General features: G+C 47.1%; 12 protein-coding genes. 8 read left to right on the forward strand and 4 right to left on the reverse strand.

Translation table 11 applies throughout. The features are described 5' to 3' along the window. Nucleotides 1-292: 292 nt before the first annotated feature. From ACO05E_RS06335 to gatC, 4 genes are all read right to left on the reverse strand, one after another. Nucleotides 293-7,039, reverse strand: a complete 6,747-nt coding sequence (locus ACO05E_RS06335; protein ID WP_419812141.1) for an FG-GAP-like repeat-containing protein — start codon at nucleotides 7,037-7,039, stop codon at nucleotides 293-295. A gap of 127 nt (nucleotides 7,040-7,166) precedes the next feature. Further along, nucleotides 7,167-8,633, reverse strand: a complete 1,467-nt coding sequence (gatB, locus tag ACO05E_RS06340) for an Asp-tRNA(Asn)/Glu-tRNA(Gln) amidotransferase subunit GatB (RefSeq protein ID WP_419812142.1) — start codon at nucleotides 8,631-8,633, stop codon at nucleotides 7,167-7,169. Between the two features lie 12 nt (nucleotides 8,634-8,645). Continuing rightward, nucleotides 8,646-10,112, reverse strand: coding sequence for an Asp-tRNA(Asn)/Glu-tRNA(Gln) amidotransferase subunit GatA (gene gatA, locus ACO05E_RS06345; RefSeq protein ID WP_419812143.1), 1,467 nt, complete (start codon nucleotides 10,110-10,112; stop codon nucleotides 8,646-8,648). A 21-nt stretch (nucleotides 10,113-10,133) separates the two neighbouring features. Continuing rightward, complete coding sequence (gatC, locus tag ACO05E_RS06350) at nucleotides 10,134-10,421, reverse strand: Asp-tRNA(Asn)/Glu-tRNA(Gln) amidotransferase subunit GatC (protein ID WP_419812144.1); 288 nt, start codon at nucleotides 10,419-10,421, stop codon at nucleotides 10,134-10,136. A gap of 248 nt (nucleotides 10,422-10,669) precedes the next feature. On the opposite strand from gatC, the gene ACO05E_RS06355 reads away from it, so the two are divergent. From ACO05E_RS06355 to ACO05E_RS06390, 8 genes are all read left to right on the forward strand, one after another. Further along, entirely contained in the window at nucleotides 10,670-11,707 is a 1,038-nt protein-coding gene (locus tag ACO05E_RS06355) for a rod shape-determining protein (protein ID WP_419812145.1), read from the forward strand. 92 nt (nucleotides 11,708-11,799) lie between these two features. Next, on the forward strand, nucleotides 11,800-12,699 hold the full coding sequence (locus ACO05E_RS06360) for an SDR family oxidoreductase (protein ID WP_419812146.1): 900 nt from the start codon (nucleotides 11,800-11,802) through the stop codon (nucleotides 12,697-12,699). 138 nt (nucleotides 12,700-12,837) lie between these two features. After that, the gene (mreC, locus tag ACO05E_RS06365) at nucleotides 12,838-13,647 is read left to right on the forward strand and encodes a rod shape-determining protein MreC (protein ID WP_419813665.1); all 810 of its coding nucleotides are present in this window, start codon (nucleotides 12,838-12,840) and stop codon (nucleotides 13,645-13,647) included. Nucleotides 13,648-13,650: 3 nt separating this feature from the next. Further along, on the forward strand, nucleotides 13,651-14,133 hold the full coding sequence (mreD, locus tag ACO05E_RS06370) for a rod shape-determining protein MreD (RefSeq protein ID WP_419812147.1): 483 nt from the start codon (nucleotides 13,651-13,653) through the stop codon (nucleotides 14,131-14,133). 8 nt (nucleotides 14,134-14,141) lie between these two features. Continuing rightward, nucleotides 14,142-14,732: a Maf family protein gene (locus ACO05E_RS06375; RefSeq protein WP_419812148.1), complete on the forward strand. Its 591-nt coding sequence runs from the start codon at nucleotides 14,142-14,144 to the stop codon at nucleotides 14,730-14,732. Between the two features lie 3 nt (nucleotides 14,733-14,735). Continuing rightward, nucleotides 14,736-16,214, forward strand: coding sequence for a ribonuclease G (rng, locus tag ACO05E_RS06380; RefSeq protein ID WP_419812149.1), 1,479 nt, complete (start codon nucleotides 14,736-14,738; stop codon nucleotides 16,212-16,214). 16 nt (nucleotides 16,215-16,230) lie between these two features. Beyond that, on the forward strand, nucleotides 16,231-20,382 hold the full coding sequence (locus ACO05E_RS06385) for a YhdP family protein (RefSeq protein ID WP_419812150.1): 4,152 nt from the start codon (nucleotides 16,231-16,233) through the stop codon (nucleotides 20,380-20,382). Then, nucleotides 20,375-21,217 carry a carbon-nitrogen hydrolase family protein gene (locus ACO05E_RS06390; RefSeq protein ID WP_419812151.1) on the forward strand — a complete coding sequence of 281 codons (843 nt, stop codon included), beginning with the start codon at nucleotides 20,375-20,377 and terminating at the stop codon, nucleotides 21,215-21,217. The genes ACO05E_RS06385 and ACO05E_RS06390 overlap by 8 nt, the downstream gene beginning before the upstream one ends. Nucleotides 21,218-21,230: the final 13 nt, after the last annotated feature.

Below are 21,230 nucleotides of genomic sequence, written 5' to 3' on the forward strand. Positions count from 1 at the left end.
ATGCACTGAGCATTATGCCGTAAGCTTCCCGAGCCCCAAGAAAAGTTTATATAGTAGCAACAGTATACTAAGAACAATCGGTGTATAGAGGACAACGGCGAACGTAAAAATGTACCGTTTCTTCTTATAACGAAAAACAACACTTCTACATTGCGCCTCTATCCACACCATGCCTAACAAGTAAAATAGCATGTAATAAATTTGAGTGAATAAATGAAGGCCTTCAGTACTAAAACACAGTATTAACAGTAACCACTGTGAAATTATTAGAACATAACCATTCCACCTCATTTTAATAGCTCACCGAAATAGAGCGCAATGCGTCCTCAGCTAATTGACGTCCAAAATCATTTGCAACATCCTGATTTTGAGTACCATACTGAAAGCCTTGTAGAATCAAAGTTTGATTTGCAAGCTGAGATATATTTGCATTGTTTCTAGCAAATTCATCACCAAAATTAATCATAGGAGTTTTCATCTCTATCACTGCGTTCGTATGAGAAAATGGGTAGCTAGTCTCAGTGTATAAACTCCCACTTCCCCCCTTAGGCGCTGGAAGCTTTCCAATAGCGAAGTCAGTCAAAAGTTCAGCTCCATCAGCAATAGCAATCTTAGATTCCGTACTCAGGTTTGAACCCAATATATTTGTTTGTGTTGCAGTAAGGCGGAATAAGGACGAATGAGTATCTGGAATTCGATACTGCTCAGCACCATCGAAAGCTAGCTCAGCTACTGTTGCATTACCTAACTCGTAACTATTCGTTCCTAGACCGTACCCAGACTTAGCTATTATTACAGGCCCCACAACCCATCCCACATAAGGAACTCCGACAGTTATCAAATAGCCCGCATATAAGCCAAAGCTATTGCCAGCAACACCCAGTCCAGCTATAGCAGCATCTTTCCCTCTAATTCCATTCATCCCTGTCGGATCAACAAAACTAAACGGATTGCCATACACATAGCCATAGGCATTCAATCCACCGGTACGATACATATCCGCAAATACCGGATCAACCGACGTAAAGATACCCGCACCGGCATCGTACAAACGCGCATTCATATGAATAAATGGTGTGCCATCAATCATCAAGTGTCCAGTGTAACCAGAGTCTGTAATCTCTAATAACTTATCTGCGTCTTGTGAATGAACCTTACGCCCGTAAGCATCAAAGGTTTGTTTGCCATAAGAGTTGCCGTTTTCATCCCACACCGAACGGATTGACCCCAAGTGATCGACATGGGCCATATAGTAGCCAGTTTTGTCTCCACGCAAGGTAATGGCGGCATTGCGACGGTAACGATAATACGAGGAATCACCTTCAATTATCTTTTCAACACCATTCCAACGAATTACTTTACGATCGCCGTAATCGATGGATTGCAGCTCGTCAGCCGGGCCATAATTAAAGTCTATTGATGTACCAGCTTTAGATACTGTTGTTGGCTGCCCCAGTGAATTGTATTGAATACTGTAGCCAGCAATAACTGAGGTATTACCGGTTAATGGGTAATTTACCTGACCAGAGTAAGTAGGGGAGTCACTTATACCATCAGGCCTGCTATAAGAGTTAATCCAACCATTATAATTTCCACTATAATTTTTATACTGATAAGTATTTAAACTAACATCTTTATAGTTGAAATTACCAAAGTCGTCATAGGAAAAATTTCTACCCTGAATCGGGGAGTCAGAACTATCTGTTACTGACTCAAGCTGGCCCTTGTTGGTATAACTCATAGTCAACGCATCGTTGTTGACTGTTTCTTGCTGCTCCAGCAAGCCTGCTTTAATCCGCAAGTCTCCAAACGGATCGTAATATAAACTTTCCCCATCCAACGTTACGTTGCCATTCGCTTTTCTGAGCTCCCGATAAATCATATGGTTCGTATGATCTTCAAACTCCTGATCATAAATAAATTTACCATTTAGATAACGTTTTTGTGTTGGTCGGTCACGACGATCAGTATCCATTAATTCCCAGATAACCTTACCGGTGGTATCCGTTACTTTGGAACGTTGCCCATTCTGATACAGGTACGTGTAGCCATAACCACTATCATAAAGTTCACCTGAGACACGGCCATAATTATCATAGCTATAAGTCAAACCAAACTGATTTCCATCAATTTTCTTAGTATGTTTATTCACCAATGGAAGACTTGGTTTATAAGTAAAATTTTCCAAAACGGCTTTAGACGTAGCCTCAGATAAGTCTGCTGGAACTGTGCTATCTAACACCTGTTCAATCGAGTCAATTAATCCTGAACGCTGGGCATCGTAATTCCAAACATAGGCTTTTTCTGTAATATCTGAGCTATTTTTAAATACACGATACTTCATACGGCCTAAAGCATCGTAGCCGGATTCAATAGCATGGCCATCAGCTGTTGTGACCTTAGTTTGTTCACCAAAGGCATTGTACTGATATTTAATATCTCCTCTTCCTGGACGAGAGGAGGTTATGATATTGCCTGCTATATCGTATTCCTGCTGATATATATATTTATTGTCAACCATTGCAGCTCCTGCAATAGAAGGTGCATGGTCTCCATAAATGGTGATATCAGTAGTATCTCCATTGCCATTATAGTTGTAAAAACGCCCAGAGACTTTATTCCCACCAACGTTCAAGTCTTCTGCATATATTTTTTTGGAGCCCACCCCCACTAAGGACACCCAACTCCTACTCAGTCCAGATACATTTACACCTGACGCAGAGTGTGGAACAAAAGATTCTGTTTTCGTTATTTTAATCAGCGATTCTAACGTATCGAGTTTGTCCTTCAGGGGTTCTGGTATCGTATATGCTTCGTAGCTATAAGTTTCAGTTTTAGTAGTTATTCCCTGCTCACTCGACCCTGCGATAACGGATATCCTTTTAACTTCTCCATCTGTTTGATATTGATAATTTGTCGAAGTTGTACTCAATAATGATGATACATCTGAGAAGACTGATTTTACTCGACCTTTTTCATCAAACTTACTAAAAGTGTACGCATATCCATTTACGGTTTGCCGTGCTGAACCAATAGCTTCTCCATGAATATCTAAATAAGTGGTCACATCCGCCTGACCATCGGATGAAGACAGAACTCTCATATAAGCCCCATCAGGACATAATGAGCTACTGCATGCTTGATAAGCTATATCAGTTATACCTTCAACATTATCAGTAATCTTAGTGCTTCGACCAAACAAGTCATATTCTATTGAAGTTACTTTTCCTGTTGCTAAATCAGATTGTGATACAAGACCAAAAGGTGTGTATTGATAGCTATCATATTTTTGTAATGCTTCATGTTGTATCTCGGTAGGATGACCATTTTTGTACAACCGGTAAATAGTTTTTCTTTTTTCGCCAGTATTTATATCTTCAATTTCTTGTGAAGAAAGATAGCGAAATGAGTCAGTAAGATAAGAGTTTGTTATTTTTTTCCCTAAAGCACCAGATGTATCAGTATGTATTAATGGTACTTCATGACTACTACCTGAGGGTCTCCATAAAGTATAAGAATGGTCGACTTCTACACATTTTGTTATTAGCTCCTCATCATCACAATTTTCCCTGTAATTAAGCCCTGCTCTTTGACGAATCACTCTTTCTGTCGTTGATGTGACAAAAGCAGGATAAGATAAGCTTTCATATTCTGGCTTATAATATTTTATATAATCAGAGTTTGTAATAGTACTTTCATATAATCTGCCAAGATTATCGACTAATGTATAGACCTCTCTAACTGGATTGTTTGGATCATTTCCAACATAAGAACCTGAGTAAAATTTCTCTCTGATTTTATAATCTATATACCTTTTATTCCTATTACCCTCTATAATTTCTCTAACATATGGAGTTGCTGAATAAGCTTTATAATTATAATTCTGCCCTGATATTTCACTATCAATTTTATAATTCGTCACGCTGATATCAGTAACAACTACATTTCGATCACTATCATAGCTTTTATCTTCATAAATATTTTCACTTAGTCGAACATTACCTTCTCGACCTAGTCTATAATCAGTAACTGTGCTTTTGGTGAAAGATGAAAAATTCCAAACGTCAGAAAATTTAACATTTTCATATAAATACTCTTTTTTCAGAGAACCTAAAACTCCCTCATTAACAACTAGCTCAGAAACTTTATTCTCTAACAAATCCTGACGATTCAAGGGAGGAAGCATAGGCAGTGTTAGATCACCATGGAAATCATCATATTTTGCAGATAAAATTTCATCGTTACCAAATTTCGCTGAGATAATTTTTCCTACCATATTAGATAGTTCAATTAATCGAACATGACCCGAAGGTAACCACTCAACAATTTCCGTTCTTCCATCCCTGTCGAAATCAGATATTTTAATACCATCAATATTTTTTGATTTTATATTAAATTTATCAGACAGCTCACCATCCAAATAAAAATCATCCCCTCCCGATATGTAAATATTAGCGCGACTGCCATCTTGATTAAGTACGATTAAATCCTGAAGACCATCAAGATTAGAATCAAATGGCACTACATTGGAAAAGTCGGCATCGTTCTTACGATACCACTGTGTTTTAATATCACTTAAATTTGAACTAGAAAAAAAATGTAACTTATACTTATTATCTAAATGTTGACCATGTGATAAAGTCATCACTTGCAAGCCCTCAGGAGAGGCCCTTACTAAATCGGACAAACCATCACCATTAACATCCATCCATATAGATTGATCGAAAAACAAATCTGATTCATTTTCTAAAATACTAATTACTGGTTGACGAGTTATCTGATCAAATTCGATATGATAATATTTTTTTAATCTATATTCAGGACTGCCATTCTTAGCATCATAGCGAACCAATATCTCTAAATTACCATCTCCATCTAAATCAAGAACAGCCGTAGCATCGATCTCAATATCATCATATGACGATATCCAAACCCCTGGAAATTCCCGAGATCGACCCCGGCCATTACCATCTGGGTCAAAATGAAAAGCTCTCACTGAAGTACCTTTATCTGCCTGGTTGGATAACACATCAACACCCAGATGATAATTATTATAATAATAAAACGCAGAAATCCCTATAACCTCTGACAAACCATCTTTGTTCAAATCTACATCAATCGGTAATACGGCATCTTCAAAACTACCTAAATAAGTGAATTCTTCGAATTTTGAGCTTAAAGAAAAATCAGCATCTTCTCTTGAGGTTAATGCAATACCTGCTTTTGTTGACAAGTTGCATCCCACATTACCATCAATCGAAAAGCAACCTGTTCCTGTTACTTTACCAGTTAATGCAGCATACGTTGCTTCAACCTTACTGTTAACATAAATTGGATTTATTGCTTGATATTTTCCGTCACCAGATCCTGTAGCATGATTGAAATCTCCTACATCATATGTAATCGTATCAGCAGAGGATAAATTTCTTTCGACAACACGGTAAGATTCCTCTTGTAATTTTTCAGAATATTTAAGATATACATTTCCTGTAACACCCTGATCCCAAGTATCATTTTTTGTATATAAAGCACCATGAACAAATTGAGCTTCAGATACATATGTGTTATCAAGAATCTCATCGGTAATAAAAGGCGTAGATCCTGATGAAATAACATATGGTTTTTCGCATCTGCTAGAATCACTAATTGTTGCACAATATTGAACATCAGAAATTCGCGGAGAGCCTTTCATCTCATATCTTAAGTAATAGTTACCTAAAACATCATTTCCTTTACCTATAGATATTTTAGTAACTAGCTTTACGTTCTCCTCGAATGGCTTTGAATCAGCAACCCTAAATTGCGAAAAAGAATTTTTATTACTATATTCAAACTTCACAATTATTTTATTATTCCCAGACCCGTAACTGACATTATCCAACAAGCCTTTAGCTGTATAAGAAAACACAACATTTTGATTGCTTTTCGCATCTTTAATTTCTTTTATCTTATAATATTCGCCTCGCGAAGCTCCAGTATTTACAGAACCATAAACAACCTGAGTTCCATCACCTCGATATTCATAGAATACATGACCATCACGATCATATTTGAATGTTGTTATTTCATCTATAGAGGAGGATTTGTACTTGTATATTTTATATACACCTGATAAGGCAGAAGAATTATTTTCCTCGCCAGTTAAGACTAAATCTCTGCCATTTAAACAATAAGTACGAACACTAGACCCATAACCAATACAGGGGGAAATTTCTCGATGAAAAGTTGAGCTCCAACCACTACCAAATACACCCATTGATGAAGAACTATTTGAATATAAAGCTAAGTCAAGAAAAGAAATATTTTCTTGAGGCAAACGAATTGGTAATGACAAAGAGAGTAAACCATTTAATGGGTTTATATTATATTTAAGCCGATTCGTAGAAACAACATTACCAGGCCTTGGTGCATAACCAATATATTTACCGACTGTTAGTTGTCGATAATCAATATCTAAATTATGCGTAACAATTAGGGAACTACCGCTCTGGCCGATGTCTAAAACCTCTTTGACAACTCCATCATTAGCCAGCACACCAATTTCATCTTTACCGTCACCGTCAAGATCTTCAATCGTTATATTACCCGCAAGCTCACTTGTTGCTAAATAAGCAACTCTAGTAGGTCTAGGGCCTGCGTCGCCATAAATAACAAACGCTTTCGCTCCGCTCAAATTACTTCTGGCTAATAGATCCTGTCGACCATCACCATTAAAATCACCAGCTAGGATATTAAGCCCAGTCCATGAACCAGAATCACCTATACGCACTTTTCTCGTTTGCAGATTCTCGGGCTGCCCCCAGCTCCAGCTTTGAGGCGCAGCAAGATGAAATGCTTCTGAGTCACGATATTCGATCGGAATAGAGATATCTGAGGAAATCAATAAATATCGGCTGTAAGGCTGGAATTTTAGGGTTCCCCCCGTAGGTGAATGCTGCGCATATTCAACATAGAAAGAGTCTTCTTTCAGGTTTGTATCAGCACAGGCAAATTGATAAAAAAATACGTGTAAAACGAAGAGAGTGAGGATACGTAGCATAGGGCATTCCGTTGCTTTTTTATTTATCTCTAGATTATATTGAACTATCGATAAAAATCTATAGCAATAAAAACGCCCAACTAGTTATCACTAATTGGGCGTTTTAACTTCCACAAAAGACCGGCTATTAACCCAGCTCAGAAAGCTTCTTCTTCAGAACTTCCATCACCACCTGCGGGTTAACACCTTTCGCCGCTTTACGGGTAGCACCAATAAATGGCCCCATCGCTTTGCCACGTTTTTCTTCCGGTGTGGCAAGGTAGGTTTCCACCAGCTTAGCGTTATCCGCTAATACCTGTTCAACAATGGATTCGATCGCGCCAGTGTCAGACACCTGCTTCAGGCCCAGTGAATCGACCAACGCATCAACGTCGTCGCCCTTGCCTTCAAGCAGTGCATTAAAGACTTCTTTCGCGCCACCGTTATTCAGGGTGTTGTCTTTAATTAATACCAGAATACGACCAAGCTGTTCGGCATTAACTGCCAGCTCAGTGACATCGATTTCCAGACGATTCAATGCAGCCGATACATCAGCTTGCACCCAGTTGGCCGCCAGCTTGTAATCGTTAGCGATTTTCGCCGCATCTTCGAAGTAGTGAGCTAGGTCGCGATTAGACGCAATCACAGCCGCGTCGGTTGCGCTTAAGCCGTGGTCTTTCACAAAACGAGCACGTTTGGCATCCGGTAATTCCGGCAGAGTTTCACGTACCGCTTCGATGTAGTTATCGTCGATAATAACCGGCAATAAATCCGGGCACGGGAAATAGCGGTAGTCGTTCGCGACTTCTTTCGAGCGCATGGAACGGGTTTCGTTTTTATCGGCATCGTACAGGCGAGTTTCCTGAACGATCACGCCGCCGTCTTCCAGTACTTCCATCTGACGTTCGATTTCAACTTCAATCGCACGCTCAACGTTACGGAACGAGTTCACGTTTTTAATTTCAGTACGGGTACCGAATTCTTCCTGGCCTTTCGGACGCAGCGATACGTTACAGTCACAACGCATAGAGCCCTGCGACAGATCGCCGTCACACACACCTAAGTAGGTCACGATGCTATGCATTTTACGGAAATAGGCCGCGGCTTCTTTGGCAGAACGTAATTCCGGCTCAGATACAATTTCGATTAACGGCGTACCGGCACGGTTTAAATCGATACCCGAAAATCCGTCGAAACCTTCGTGTACTGATTTACCGGCATCTTCTTCCAAGTGTGCACGAGTTACATTAATTCTGCGCGTTTCGCCATCATCCAGCTCAATATCGATATGGCCCATGCCGACAATTGGGTGGTGCAGCTGAGTGGTCTGATAACCTTTTGGCGAATCCGGGTAGAAATAGTTTTTACGGTCGAACACGGATTTTTTACCAATCTCCGCATCAATCGCTAAACCGAATTTCACCGCCATACGCAGTGCTTCTTCGTTAAATACCGGTAAAACACCCGGTAAACCCAGATCAACAGCGTTGGCCTGAGTGTTGGCTTCGGCACCATATGCAGTGCTTGAGCCAGAGAAAATTTTGGATTTGGTCGACAACTGAGCGTGAATCTCAAGGCCGATTACAACTTCCCATTCCCCTGTATATAAAGTCATTTCCGCCTCCTTCTATACGCCAGCCGGTGTTTTTAAATGCCAGTCGGTTGCTTGCTGGAATTTATGGCCAGCATTTAACAGACGGGCTTCGTCGAAATAATTACCAATTAACTGCAGGCCAACCGGTAAATCCTTTCCACCTTCAACACCCACCTGACCACATGGGATCGACATACCCGGCAGACCCGCCAGGTTTAATGCGATGGTGAAAATATCTTCCAGATACATGGCCACTGGGTCGTCACCTTTTTCACCGGCTTTAAACGCAGGTGTTGGGGTTACCGGGCTCATGATCATGTCGACGTCTTTAAAGGCTTCAACAAAATCGTTTTTAATTAAACGACGAACCTGTTGTGCTTTTTTGTAGTAAGCGTCGTAGAAACCAGCCGACAGCGCGTAGGTGCCAACCATAATGCGGCGCTTAACTTCGTCACCAAAACCTTCGCCACGGGAGCGAACGTAAAGGTCGTTAATGTCTTTTGGATCTTCACAGCGGTAACCAAAACGAACGCCATCCATACGAGACAGGTTGGCCGAACATTCTGCCGGAGCAACAATGTAATACGCAGGAACCGCCAGGTGGGTATTGGGTAAAGAAATCTCTTTTACCTTCACGCCCTGGTTTTCGTATTCTTTAATGGCGTTCATTACCTGCTGCTGCATTTCCGGCGATAAATCATCGCGGAAATATTCAGTCGGCAGGCCAACCGTCATACCTTCTAACGAATCATTCAGCGTCGCAGTGTAATCCGGAATCTCGTGATCAACGCAAGTTGAGTCTTTGTTATCGTAGCTCGCCATCACATTCATCATCATGGCGGAGTCTTCGGCGGTACGGGTCATGGTGCCGGCCTGATCCAGGCTCGAAGCAAACGCGATCATACCGTAACGGGAAACACGGCCATAAGTTGGCTTCAGACCAGTGATGCCACACAGTGCTGCTGGCTGGCGAATCGAACCACCGGTATCGGTTGCCGTGGCACCCGGAACCAAACGTGCAGCAACCGCTGCTGCCGAACCACCGGAAGAGCCACCCGGAACACGATCCGTATCCCACGGGTTTTTCACCGCACCGTAATACGAGCTTTCGTTGGATGAGCCCATGGCGAATTCATCCATATTGGTTTTACCCAAACACACCGCACCGGCTTTATTAAAGTTGTCGGCCACGGTGGAATCGTAAGGCGCTTCAAAATTGCTCAGCATTTTCGAGGCACAGGTGGTTAATACCCCTTCGGTGCAGAAAATATCTTTGTGAGCCATCGGCACACCAGTCCAGGCTTCAGCATTACCTGCGGCACGACGTTCGTCGGCGGCTTTGGCTTGTGCCAGTGCCTGTTCTTCGGTGACGGTAATAAAGCTGTTGTAGTCGCCGTCTTTGTCTTTAATCCGGCCTAATAAATCCTGAGTGATTTCAACACTGGAATATTCACCCGCCGCTAACTCGCGGGAAATCTCAGCAATGGTTTTGTTATGCATATCTCAATATTCCTTCGCTGATCATTCAACAACTTTAGGCACAATGTAGTGGCCTTCAGCCACCTGGGGTGCCACTTTCTGGAAGTGTTCGCGCTCGTTGGTTTCGGTCACAACGTCGGCGCGCAGGCGCTGTACTGCGTCCAGCGGGTGAGCCATTGGCTCAACGTCTGAGGTATCGACGGCAGCTAACTGGTCTACCAAATCGAGAATATTGCTCAGGTTTTTCTGATAATCGCTGATTTGTGCTTCATCAATCTGCAAACGCGACAACGCAGCGATATCACGAATCTGATCCTGATCCAGAGCCATACGGGTACTCCCATAAAAATAAGGCAATCGTAAATAGGTTATGGATATTTGTGGCCCTGCCTGAAATTCGCACCTTAAAGGCGGTTTAAATCAGCAGCAGAACACCATAAAAGAAAGCGCAGCAGAGTAGCATAAATCCCCCTTGCTCTAAATAACCATGCGCACTTGCTCTAAATCCCCACCATTGCTAGAGTTACTGCAATTTTTTTACCCGCCCCGACGTGGGGATTAGTGCAGGGAAATTCTGGATGTTTAAGAAGTTAAGAAGCATGTTTTCCAGCGATCTGTCGATCGACCTGGGAACCGCCAACACGCTGATTTATATGCGTGATCAGGGAATCGTACTCAATGAGCCATCGGTGGTTGCGATTCGCATGCAGGGCCATGCCAAAAGTGTTGCCGCTGTTGGTGCTGAAGCAAAACGTATGCTGGGCCGTACACCGGGTAACATTCAGGCCATTCGCCCGATGAAAGACGGCGTGATTGCCGACTTTGAAGTGACCGAAAAAATGCTGCAGTACTTCATCAAAAAAGTACACGAAAGCAGCTTTATGCCACCCAGCCCTCGCGTGGTGGTGTGTGTGCCATATCAGGCAACCAAAGTAGAACGTCGCGCCATTATCGATTCAGTGATGGGTGCCGGTGCTTCCCGTGCTTATTTAATATATGAACCAATGGCAGCCGCGATTGGTGCTGGCCTGCCAGTGGATGAAGCTCGTGGTTCCATGGTGGTCGACATCGGTGGTGGTACTACAGAAATTGCTATTATCTCACTGAGCGGCGTGGTTTACGCAGAATCCGTAAAAGTGGGCGGTGACCGCTTTGATGAAGCCATTGTTGCTTATATTCGTCGCAACTACGGCAGCCTGATTGGTGAAGCCACCGCTGAGCGTATCAAGCAAGAAATTGGTACCGCTTATCCGGGCGGCGAAGTGCGCGAAATTGATGTACGTGGCCGTAATCTGGCAGAAGGTATTCCACGCAGCTTTACCCTGAATTCCAACGAAATTCTGGAAGCGCTGCAGGAATCTCTGGCGGCCATTGTACAAGCAGTTAAAGGGGCACTGGAGCAATCGCCACCAGAACTGGCATCTGACGTTGCCGAACGTGGCATGGTGTTAACCGGTGGTGGTGCGTTATTACGCGACCTGGACAAACTGTTGAGCGAAGAAACCGGCCTGCCGGTTCTGGTTGCCGAAGATCCACTGACTTGTGTTGCCCGTGGTGGCGGTAAGTTCCTGGAAACAGCCAGCGAAGGTCAGTTAGAGATGGCCGCAATCGATTAATCGACACCGGCTCAATCACAAAAAAAGCGGAGTTTCAGGCTCCGCTTTTTTGTATCTGCTCCCCACTCCAAGCAATAAACGAGACACAACAAATGACCATTCGGGTATTAATTATTGGCTGCGGCGATGTTGGCAGCGAATGTGGCCGACAGCTGCTAAATGACCAGAACCAAGACAAAGATCGCACTCAAGACGTCGAAATTATTGGTGTGCGTCGCAACGCTGCGAAACTGCCTGAAGCCTTTACCCGAATCAGTGCTGACTTTACCGATGCCGAAAGCTTTATCAGCATCATCAAACAGCAAGCAGCGGACTTCGTGATTTACAGTGCAGCCGCCAGCCAACACGACGAAGCCGGTTATCGCAGCGCTTATGTCGATGGTTTAAACAACACCCTGAGTGCGATTGCTCATTGGCCGCAGCCACCCAAACACATCTTTTTCACCTCCAGCACCGGGGTGTACCATCAAGCCGATCATGGCTGGGTGGACGAAACATCGGCCACCGAGCCAACACGTTTCAGCGGTGCCATTATGCTCGAAGCCGAGCAGTTATTAGCCAATAGTGGCCTGCCTTCTTCGGCGGTACGTTTCTCCGGTATTTATGGGCCCGGGCGCAATCGCTTAATCAATGCCGTAAAAGCTGGCAAAGGCGCGCCAGCCGAACCACTGAGTTACAGCAACCGTATTCATCGCGATGATTGTGCCGGGGTATTAGCCCATTTAATTCAGTTAACACTGCTGGGCAAAGCTCTCGACTCCTGCTATCTGGCCAGCGATTGTGAGCCAGCACCGTTAGCCGACGTTACTGACTGGCTGGCGCAACAACTCAACACCGAATTAACGGATTTTTCCATGGGCCGGATGGCGGGCAGCAAACGTTGTGATAACCGTCGCTTACTGGAGTCGGGATATCAGTTTAAATACCCACATTTTCGCAGCGGCTACGCTTCCTTACTAAAAGAGTGCAGCGCCAATAAGAATGAGAGTTAACAGCCTCACGGCGAGTCGGTATAGTTAGTCTTTTATAATCGTTGGTGTTCTGCCGGTTCCAGCGCGGCGCACCCTAAGGACATTGTTATTAAATCTCAGTTTCAGGTTCCACCGGCACAGAGACAGAAGGTCGTTGGCATTGCCCTGCTGGCGATGATTCTGATCTGGCTCGACAGCCATGCGCCATGGTTGCAGCCGGTGCGTCAGGTCAGTGGTTATTTGATTCTGCCGGCGCAAAAAGTAGCCGCGATTCCGGCCTCCGTCGCCAACTGGTTTGGTGAATCCGCGGCGACCCACCAGCAATTATTAAGTGCCAATAAAAAGCTGTCGGCGCGTAATTTAATCCTCGAAACCAAAGCTCAGCGACTGGCTTCTCTGGAAGCCGAAAATATCGAACTGCGGGAACTGTTGTCGGCCTCCGAGCAAATCGACGACCGAGTCTTAGTATCGGCGTTAATTGCTGTCGACCCCGACCCTTACTCACAACAGATGATGATTGATAAAGGCACCGAAGACGGCGTGTTTATCGGCCAGCCGGTACTCGATGCTTATGGCTTATTAGGGCAGGTGATTGATGTGTTGCCGCGTTCCAGCCGGGTGTTAATGATTGCCGACTCAAACCACGCCATCCCGGTGCAGGTAAATCGAAATGGTGTACGCGCCATTGCCACCGGTACTGGCAGCTTAAATACCCTGGAACTGATTTACGTACCCAATACGGCCGATATTCAGGAAGGCGATTTGCTGGTCAGCTCTGGACTGGGTGGCCGTTATCCAAAAGGGTATCCGGTGGCTATGGTGGAACGGGTAGAGAATATTCCGGGGCAGTCGTTTGCCAGCGTCACTGCAACGCCGAGTGCTCACCTGGATCGCAGCCGTCATTTGTTATTGGTGTTCCAGCAAGGTTCAGGACAAGTGCCTCCGGAAACCCTCTGGAGAGAGAAATAAGGTATGCCTGATTTTCGCACGTTACTGGTGTTTGCCAGCACCCTGTTTCTGGCTTTTGTGCTGGAACGTTTGCCGATGCCAGATATTCTGGATTGGTTGCAGCCGTCCTGGGTGATATTAGCCGTTACCATTCTGGTGCTGCGTGCCCCCACCCTGTTTGGTTTGTGGCTGTCCATTCCACTGGGGCTGATGCTGGATGCCGAACGTGGCAGTTTTCTTGGCCTGCATATACTGATTATTGCGCTGCATATTTATCTGTTACAGGTGCTGTATAAGCGCATAGTGATGTTTAACTTTATTCAGCAAATGGCGGTGGTGTTTTTATTGGTGGTGTTACAGCAAATGCTGACCTACTGGGTATTATCCGTACTGACCAACAGCACCCGTCCGGTCGATCTCTGGTTACCGGCGCTGACCTCAGCACTGATGTGGCCCTGGGTATATGCGCTGGTCTCCGGTGCGATGCGTAAAGTCAGTCAGGCGTAGGAATCCGTATGTTTTATCTGGCCTCAGCGTCCCCCCGCCGCCGCGAATTATTAACCCAGATTGGTGTCCAATTTAAACTGGCCCCGGTTGATATTGATGAAACGCCACAACCGGGTGAAGACGCTAAGCGCTATGTTGAACGACTGGCACTGGAAAAAGCCCAAACGGCACTGGCAAGCCTGAATGACCCTGAAGAAGCCGTCGTACTGGGCTCCGATACCAGTGTGATTATTGATAACCAGATTCGGACCAAGCCGCACAGCGCCGCCGATGCCAAGCGCATGCTGCAGCAGTTATCCGGCAACCGTCATCAGGTATTTACTGCCGTGGCCGTGATCAGCCAGCAACAGCAAAAGGTTATTAGTGTGGCCACCGATGTGGTTTTCAGAACATTGTCTGAAACCGAAATAGACGCCTACATCGCCACCGGCGAGCCGATGGATAAAGCCGGTTCTTATGGTATTCAGGGCAAGGGCGCAATACTGGTGGATCATATTCATGGCAGTTACAGCAATGTGGTGGGGTTACCGTTAACCGAAACCGCCGCCCTGCTAACAGAGTTTTCTATTAAGGTCTGGTCTGAGGATCAGCAAGGTTAATTCATGAACGCAGAAATTCTGATGAACGTCACCCCGACCGAAACCCGGGTGGCGGTGGTGGAAAACGGTGTGCTGCAGGAAATTGTGATTGAGCGCGCCAATCACCGTGGCATCGTTGGCAATATCTACAAAGGCAAGGTAGTCCGGGTATTGCCCGGGATGCAGGCGGCCTTTGTTGATATTGGCCTGGAGCGGGCGGCTTTTATTCACGCTGCCGAAATTGCCAATGGCGACCACAATCACAGCAGTCATCATTCGTCCAATACACCACCCATCAGCCAGCTGGTGCATCAGGGCCAGTCTCTGGTGGTACAGGTGACCAAAGATCCGATTGGCACTAAGGGCGCGCGTTTAACCACTCAGCTGGCAATTCCATCACGCTATCTGGTGTATATGCCGGAAGCCGATCACGTTGGCGTATCTCAGCGGATTGAAGACGACGAAGAACGCGAACGCCTGAAAGTGCTGGTCAACAGCTGCATGGAACAAGAAGGCCTGACCGGCAAAGCCGGGTTTATTCTGCGTACTGCCGCTGACGGCGTCGGTGAAGAAGAAATTCTGGCCGATACCCGTTATCTGCGTCGTTTATGGCGCAAACTGGAAGAACGTATTAAAGAGTTCACCCCTCCGGCGCAGATCTACGACGAACTGCCGTTATCACAGCGTTCTCTGCGTGATTTTGTACGCCCGGAAATTGAAAAGATTCTGATCGACTCGCGTGAAACCTCACAAAGCATGGCGGCGTTCACCGAGCAATATATGCCGGAGATCGAAGAGAAGCTGGAGTATTACCCCGGCCCACGCCCGATCTTTGAACTCAACAGCGTCGAAGATGAAATCCAACGTGCACTGGAGCGTAAAGTGCCGCTGAAGTCCGGTGGTTATCTGGTGATTGACCAGACCGAAGCCATGACCACCATCGACGTGAATACCGGTGGCTTTGTTGGCCGTCGCAATCTGGAAGAAACCATTTTCAAAACCAATCTGGAAGCGGCCAATGCCATTGGTCGCCAGGTACGGTTACGCAATCTGGGCGGCATTATTATTCTCGACTTTATCGACATGGTGGATGCCGAGCATCAGCGTCAGGTGTTACGCATGCTGGAGAAGGTACTGGAGAAAGATCACGCCAAAACCAAAATCAGTGGCGTATCCGGCTTAGGCTTAGTGGAAATGACGCGTAAGCGTACCCGCGAAAGCCTCGAACAAATGCTGATGGAGCCCTGCAAAGCCTGTGATGGCCGTGGTTCAGTAAAAACCGCCGAAACCATTTGTTATGAAATCTTCCGTGAAATTCTGCGTGAAGAACGGGCCTATCAGGCTGGTACCTATCTGGTATTAGCCAACCAGCAAGTAGTGGATCGGTTACTGGACGAAGACTCCGACGGGCTGGCTGATCTGGAAGCCTTTATCGGCAAAGCCATCAAGTTACAGGTCGAGGCGTTATACAGCCAGGACCAGTACGACATCATCCTGCAGTGATGTCTGGCCAACTACGATGAAGCGCTGGTTTTCGCAAATCTGGACTCAACTGTGGATCACGCTGGTCGTGGCCGTGGTCAGTCTGGCGCTGTACACCAGCCTCGGCCGTCAGCTGATTCCGCTGATCGAGAGCCTGCAACCGGATATCGAACAGCAGATTGCCAGCGCCCTGCAACAACCCGTCACCATTGGCCGCTTTAAAGGTGAGTGGCGTATTCTCTCGCCCGCCATTCTGATTCATGACGTGACTCTGGGTGACACACAAAGCGGCCTGAAAATTGGCAGAATCGAAGCCGAACTGGATATCAGTGCCTCGCTGTTCCACCAGCAGCCGGTGTTTAAGCGCATTCTGGTCGCGGATGTCAGCGGCCATATCACCCAGCAACAAAAACGTCAGTGGCAGATTGCCGAAGGCTGGCAAATTCGTCTGCCTGATCCCTCCGCTTCAACCACCCCTGATAGCAACAGTAACGACACGGCCACGAACGACCAACGCCCGGCCTGGCTGGCGTTTCTGGAGTTGCAGCAAGCCATTGTGTTACAAGACTGGCGCATTACCCACGATGGTCTGGAGTTTGATGATCAACTGGAGATTCATGAGCTGATCTGGCGTAACCGCGCCAACAGCCGGGCGCTGGAAGGACAAATTGCCTGGGGGCTGGACGAGATGGCCAACATCTCATTACGCGCCACGCTTCAGGGTCAGATCTGGCCCATTCGTCAGCAGCAGGGCGAGTTTTATCTGGCGGTTGATCCACAAAGCTGGAGTCGCTGGATTCCCGGTCAGGCCGACGATGCCTTCCATATCAATCAGTTGATTGCCGGTTTTAAAAGTTGGGGCACCATTGGCGCCGGTCGCCTCAATAGCTTGTATGGCAACCTGAATGTGCTGTCGCTGGATCTGCAAACCCCTAATCAGCCACTGCAACTCAGCAACGGTGAGGTCACCTTTCGGGCAGAACGTCAGAGTAACGACTGGCACATGCGTGTCACGCCACAATTTGATCAGCCGTTACCACTCACCGAATTCACCCTCAGTGGTATTCCATTGGGCAGTGGTAAGGCTCAACAACACGCCTGGCAACTGGGCATTCCTGAGTTAAATGTATCCGCTCTATCCGGCTTTATTCAGGATTATGGCCTGCTGGCTGAACGCCATATGAAGTACGTGCGCAACCTTGAGCCCAATGGCACTGCGCGTCATACACGGATATCACTGGTCGCTCCTGAGCTGGACCAGGACGGCAAAAAGCTCGACCCGCAAGAGCGTTGGAAGTTTGCACTGGCTACCGACCTGAATGAAGTCAGCACGCTCAGCTACAAAGGCATTCCGGCCTTTTCCGATGTCAGCGCCCAGCTGCTGCTGACCCCGGATGCCGGTAAAGTCAGTATCAATGATGCCGAACACGGTTTGTTTCTGGATGGAATTTACGCTGATCCCTGGCGGCTCACAGACTCTCAGGGTGAATTTTACTGGCAAATCGCCCCTGAGCATTTCCGCCTGCAGCTGAAAGATATGCAGACCCGACTAAATGATGTAGGACTGACAATTGATGTCGGCTTACGACTGCCGCGCACCAACAGTGATGTTGAACCCAGCACCTCTGTATTAATGGCGTTCGAGCAAGCACCGGCGGCCATGACTCAGGTGTTGGTGCCGGATCTGCTGGATGAGTCTATTACCAGCTGGATTGACAGCAGCATCCTCGCGGGCGATTTTCGTAACGGCGCCTTTGCCCTGCATGGCCGCCTTGGCGAACAACCTCCGGCCAACAGCAACAGCGTGCAGCTGTATATGGATGTGGCCGATGCCAGTCTGCGCTATTTACAGGACTGGCCGGAAGTCACTGATCTGAATGGCCGCATGTTGCTTGATGCACCGTCATTGGATGTATGGGTCGATAGTGGAAAAACACTGGGCGGCAGCTTTGTTGAGCGCAGCGCCCGGGTGAAGTTACGCTCAGAAGCTGGCCCAGACGGTAGCGCCAACACGCTATTACAAGTATCAGGCAAACTGACGGGCAGCAGCGATCAGGCACTGCGGTATTTTACCGAAACGCCATTACAACAAGTGGTGCAAAACGGTTTCGATCAGTGGCAGGCCAGTGGCCCCATCAATGCCAGCCTGCTGATGCAGATTCCGCTCGGCTCTCAAGAAAAAGATCCGCAACAAAAACAAGCCAACGCCCAGCCGGATATTAAGCTCGATATTGGTATGCGTGATAACACGATAACAATTGGCGAGATTAATATGGAGATCGCTGATCTGAACGGAGGCCTGCGTTACGACAGCGCAACCGGCATCAGCGCCAAAGGCATCACCGGGTCGGTGATGGGCGGCCAGTTTGTGTCTGATATTTCCTCTACAGTGATTCACTCCACGTCAGGAACCAGCAACTTTGATATTCACCTGAACGCTAAGGGTGATGCCCAGTGGCCGTCCTTTAAGCAGTGGCTGCCCTTATTTTTACTCGATCCGATAGAGGGTGAACTGAGTTATAACGCTTCACTGGATATTCTGCCGAAAGCTCGTGGCGGCACTACTTTCCAGCTCAGCAGTGATTTGCTCGGCACTCACATTCAACTGCCAGCTCCATTAGGAAAAAACGCAGAACAACCCCGCTCACTGGCGCTATCGGTTAACCCCAGCGACGATTTGCGCATTAACCTGAACTACGATGGTTTCCTGAAATCTGCACTGGCACTGCATAACGGTGAGCTGGAACGTGGACAGGTTTATATTGGCGGTGGCGATCCGTTTTTACCCAGCGACAAAGGCGTTACCTTACGCGGCCAGATCGATCAAACGGTGAATGCTGAGAAATGGTGGGGCATCTGGCAACGACTGACGACATTACTGGCAGAGCACGAACAACAAACAGCAAAACCGCAACCTGTCCAAGCGGCTGGCAGCAAGCGCTCAGAAACCAACCAATCAAAAACCAACCCTGGCCAGAACCCGCTTACCCAGGTTGATCTGCAATTGGCCGGGGTTGATGCCTGGGGCGTGGCGACCGGGCCGATGCATATTCAAGCCTCCCATGAGTGGAACGAATGGGACATCAACCTGAGCAGCGATCTGGTGAAAGGTCTGGTCGTGATGAAGCCAGGCAATGAACCCATTGATATGCAGCTTGAGTATATTCGCCTGCCATATCCCGACAGTGCCCCGGCGACAACTGAAGGCGTAAGTGAAGGAGATACTGCTCAAACCTCCGATCGCCAGCAACTGCCGTCTCAGCCGGACCCATTACAGGACCTGAACCCAGCCGACTTCCCGGCCATGAATCTCAAAGTGGACGAGCTGTATCTGGGCAGCCGTAACTTTGGTTACTGGCATGCCAGCAGTGCGCCTCAGGCAGAAGGCATGGATATTCAGCTGCACGACAGCAATATGAAAGGCATGATTGTGACGGGCGACATTCGCTGGTTAAAACAGGAAGACCAGCACCTGACCCAGCTTGATACCCTCCAGATGAAAGGCGAAGACGCCGGTAAAATTCTGCAGGCATTCCGGGTTGAGCCGTTTGTTACCTCAAACGATATGAAAGCCTCAGCACAATTGTCCTGGCAGGGTTCGCCGCTGAATTTTAACCTGCGAACCCTCAATGGCCTCACCAGTATGCGCCTGCGTAATGGTCAGCTGGCAGCCGATGGCGCGGGGGCTTTAAAAGCCTTTGGTATTTTAAACTTTAACTCCATCAGCCGTCGTTTACGGCTGGATTTCTCCGACCTGTATCAGGAAGGTATTGCCTTTGATGTGTATAAGGGCAAAGCACAAATTGTTGATGGCCAGCTGACTCTGACTGAGCCACTATTGGTTGATGGCCCGGGTGGAAAATTCCGAATGTCGGGCACCACCAGCCTGATTGAGCGCGACCTGGATATGCAACTGGCGGTTACTTTCCCGGTTACCGGCACCCTGCCATTAGTTGCGGTACTGGCAGGTTTTGCCCCTCCGGTGGCCGCAGCTATTTATGTTTCTGAAAAACTGGTGGGCGACGAGCTGGAGCAATTCACCAGTGCCAGCTATACCGTAAAAGGTAGCTGGGAAGAGCCGGATTTAGCCATCAATCAGCGATTTAATAATGATGTTGAAGGCAAAGAAAGCCGCAGTTTTAAACAACGTTTCCTGAGTATTTTTGGTCTGGATGATGACGATGAATAACCGTAAGAAAGTCGCTGCCCTGCAGCTTAACAGCACCCCGGATATCGACCAGAACCTGCAACAGATCGAAACTCTGCTAGCCGATGCCCAGCAACAAAACGTTGAACTGGTATTAATTCCCGAGATGTTTGCCACCCTTGATGGCAAACAATATCCGGCGCTGTCACATAACGATGAGGTGTATCAGCGCATCGCTAACTGGGGCAAACAATTTAACTTATGGCTGATTGCCGGGGCGTTTCCGATGCCATGCCCGGTTGAAGCCGGGAAAGAGCACGACCCTCGTGTGCGTTCGGCTTGTCTGGTGTTTGATAATCAGGGCGAACTGCAGGCGCGTTACGACAAAATTCATTTGTTTGATGTCGACGTGGGTGATGCACAGGGCAGCTATCGCGAGTCGGATCACTTTGCTCCGGGGGATGATGTGGTGGTGGTTGATACGCCGGTTGGCAAAGTGGGTTTAGCCATTTGTTATGACCTGCGTTTTCCCCAGCTGTTTATGAAAATGCGCGAACTGGGTGCGGATATTTTCACCCTGCCCGCCGCTTTTACGCATAAAACCGGCGCCGCACACTGGCAAAGCCTGCTGCGTGCACGCGCCATCGAACAACAGTGTTATGTAATTGCCGCCAACCAATGTGGCTGGCACGATGCGCCCGGCGAACCGCAACTGCGCCAGACCTGGGGCCACTCTCAGATCATTGACCCCTGGGGAACGGTATTAACCGAACTGGATGAACAACCCGGTCTGGCAATCGCGGAGCTGGATAATAAACAACAACAAACGGTGCGTACCAATATGCCGGTATTTCAGCATCAGCGGTTAACGCTCTGATTTAACTAAGTGT

This window comes from Bacterioplanoides sp. (assembly GCF_965226395.1).
Lineage (GTDB): Bacteria > Pseudomonadota > Gammaproteobacteria > Pseudomonadales > Oceanobacteraceae > Bacterioplanoides.

What these genes read in the sequence shown, in the direction of transcription:
- ACO05E_RS06335 (WP_419812141.1), bottom strand. Translation starts at nt 7,039, where the DNA reads ATGCTACGTATCCTCACTCTCTTCGTTTTACACGTATTTTTTTATCAA.
- gatB (WP_419812142.1), bottom strand. Translation starts at nt 8,633, where the DNA reads ATGACTTTATATACAGGGGAATGGGAAGTTGTAATCGGCCTTGAGATT.
- gatA (WP_419812143.1), bottom strand. Translation starts at nt 10,112, where the DNA reads ATGCATAACAAAACCATTGCTGAGATTTCCCGCGAGTTAGCGGCGGGT.
- gatC (WP_419812144.1), bottom strand. Translation starts at nt 10,421, where the DNA reads ATGGCTCTGGATCAGGATCAGATTCGTGATATCGCTGCGTTGTCGCGT.
- ACO05E_RS06355 (WP_419812145.1), top strand. Translation starts at nt 10,670, where the DNA reads ATGTTTAAGAAGTTAAGAAGCATGTTTTCCAGCGATCTGTCGATCGAC.
- ACO05E_RS06360 (WP_419812146.1), top strand. Translation starts at nt 11,800, where the DNA reads ATGACCATTCGGGTATTAATTATTGGCTGCGGCGATGTTGGCAGCGAA.
- mreD (WP_419812147.1), top strand. Translation starts at nt 13,651, where the DNA reads ATGCCTGATTTTCGCACGTTACTGGTGTTTGCCAGCACCCTGTTTCTG.
- ACO05E_RS06375 (WP_419812148.1), top strand. Translation starts at nt 14,142, where the DNA reads ATGTTTTATCTGGCCTCAGCGTCCCCCCGCCGCCGCGAATTATTAACC.
- rng (WP_419812149.1), top strand. Translation starts at nt 14,736, where the DNA reads ATGAACGCAGAAATTCTGATGAACGTCACCCCGACCGAAACCCGGGTG.
- ACO05E_RS06385 (WP_419812150.1), top strand. Translation starts at nt 16,231, where the DNA reads ATGAAGCGCTGGTTTTCGCAAATCTGGACTCAACTGTGGATCACGCTG.
- ACO05E_RS06390 (WP_419812151.1), top strand. Translation starts at nt 20,375, where the DNA reads ATGAATAACCGTAAGAAAGTCGCTGCCCTGCAGCTTAACAGCACCCCG.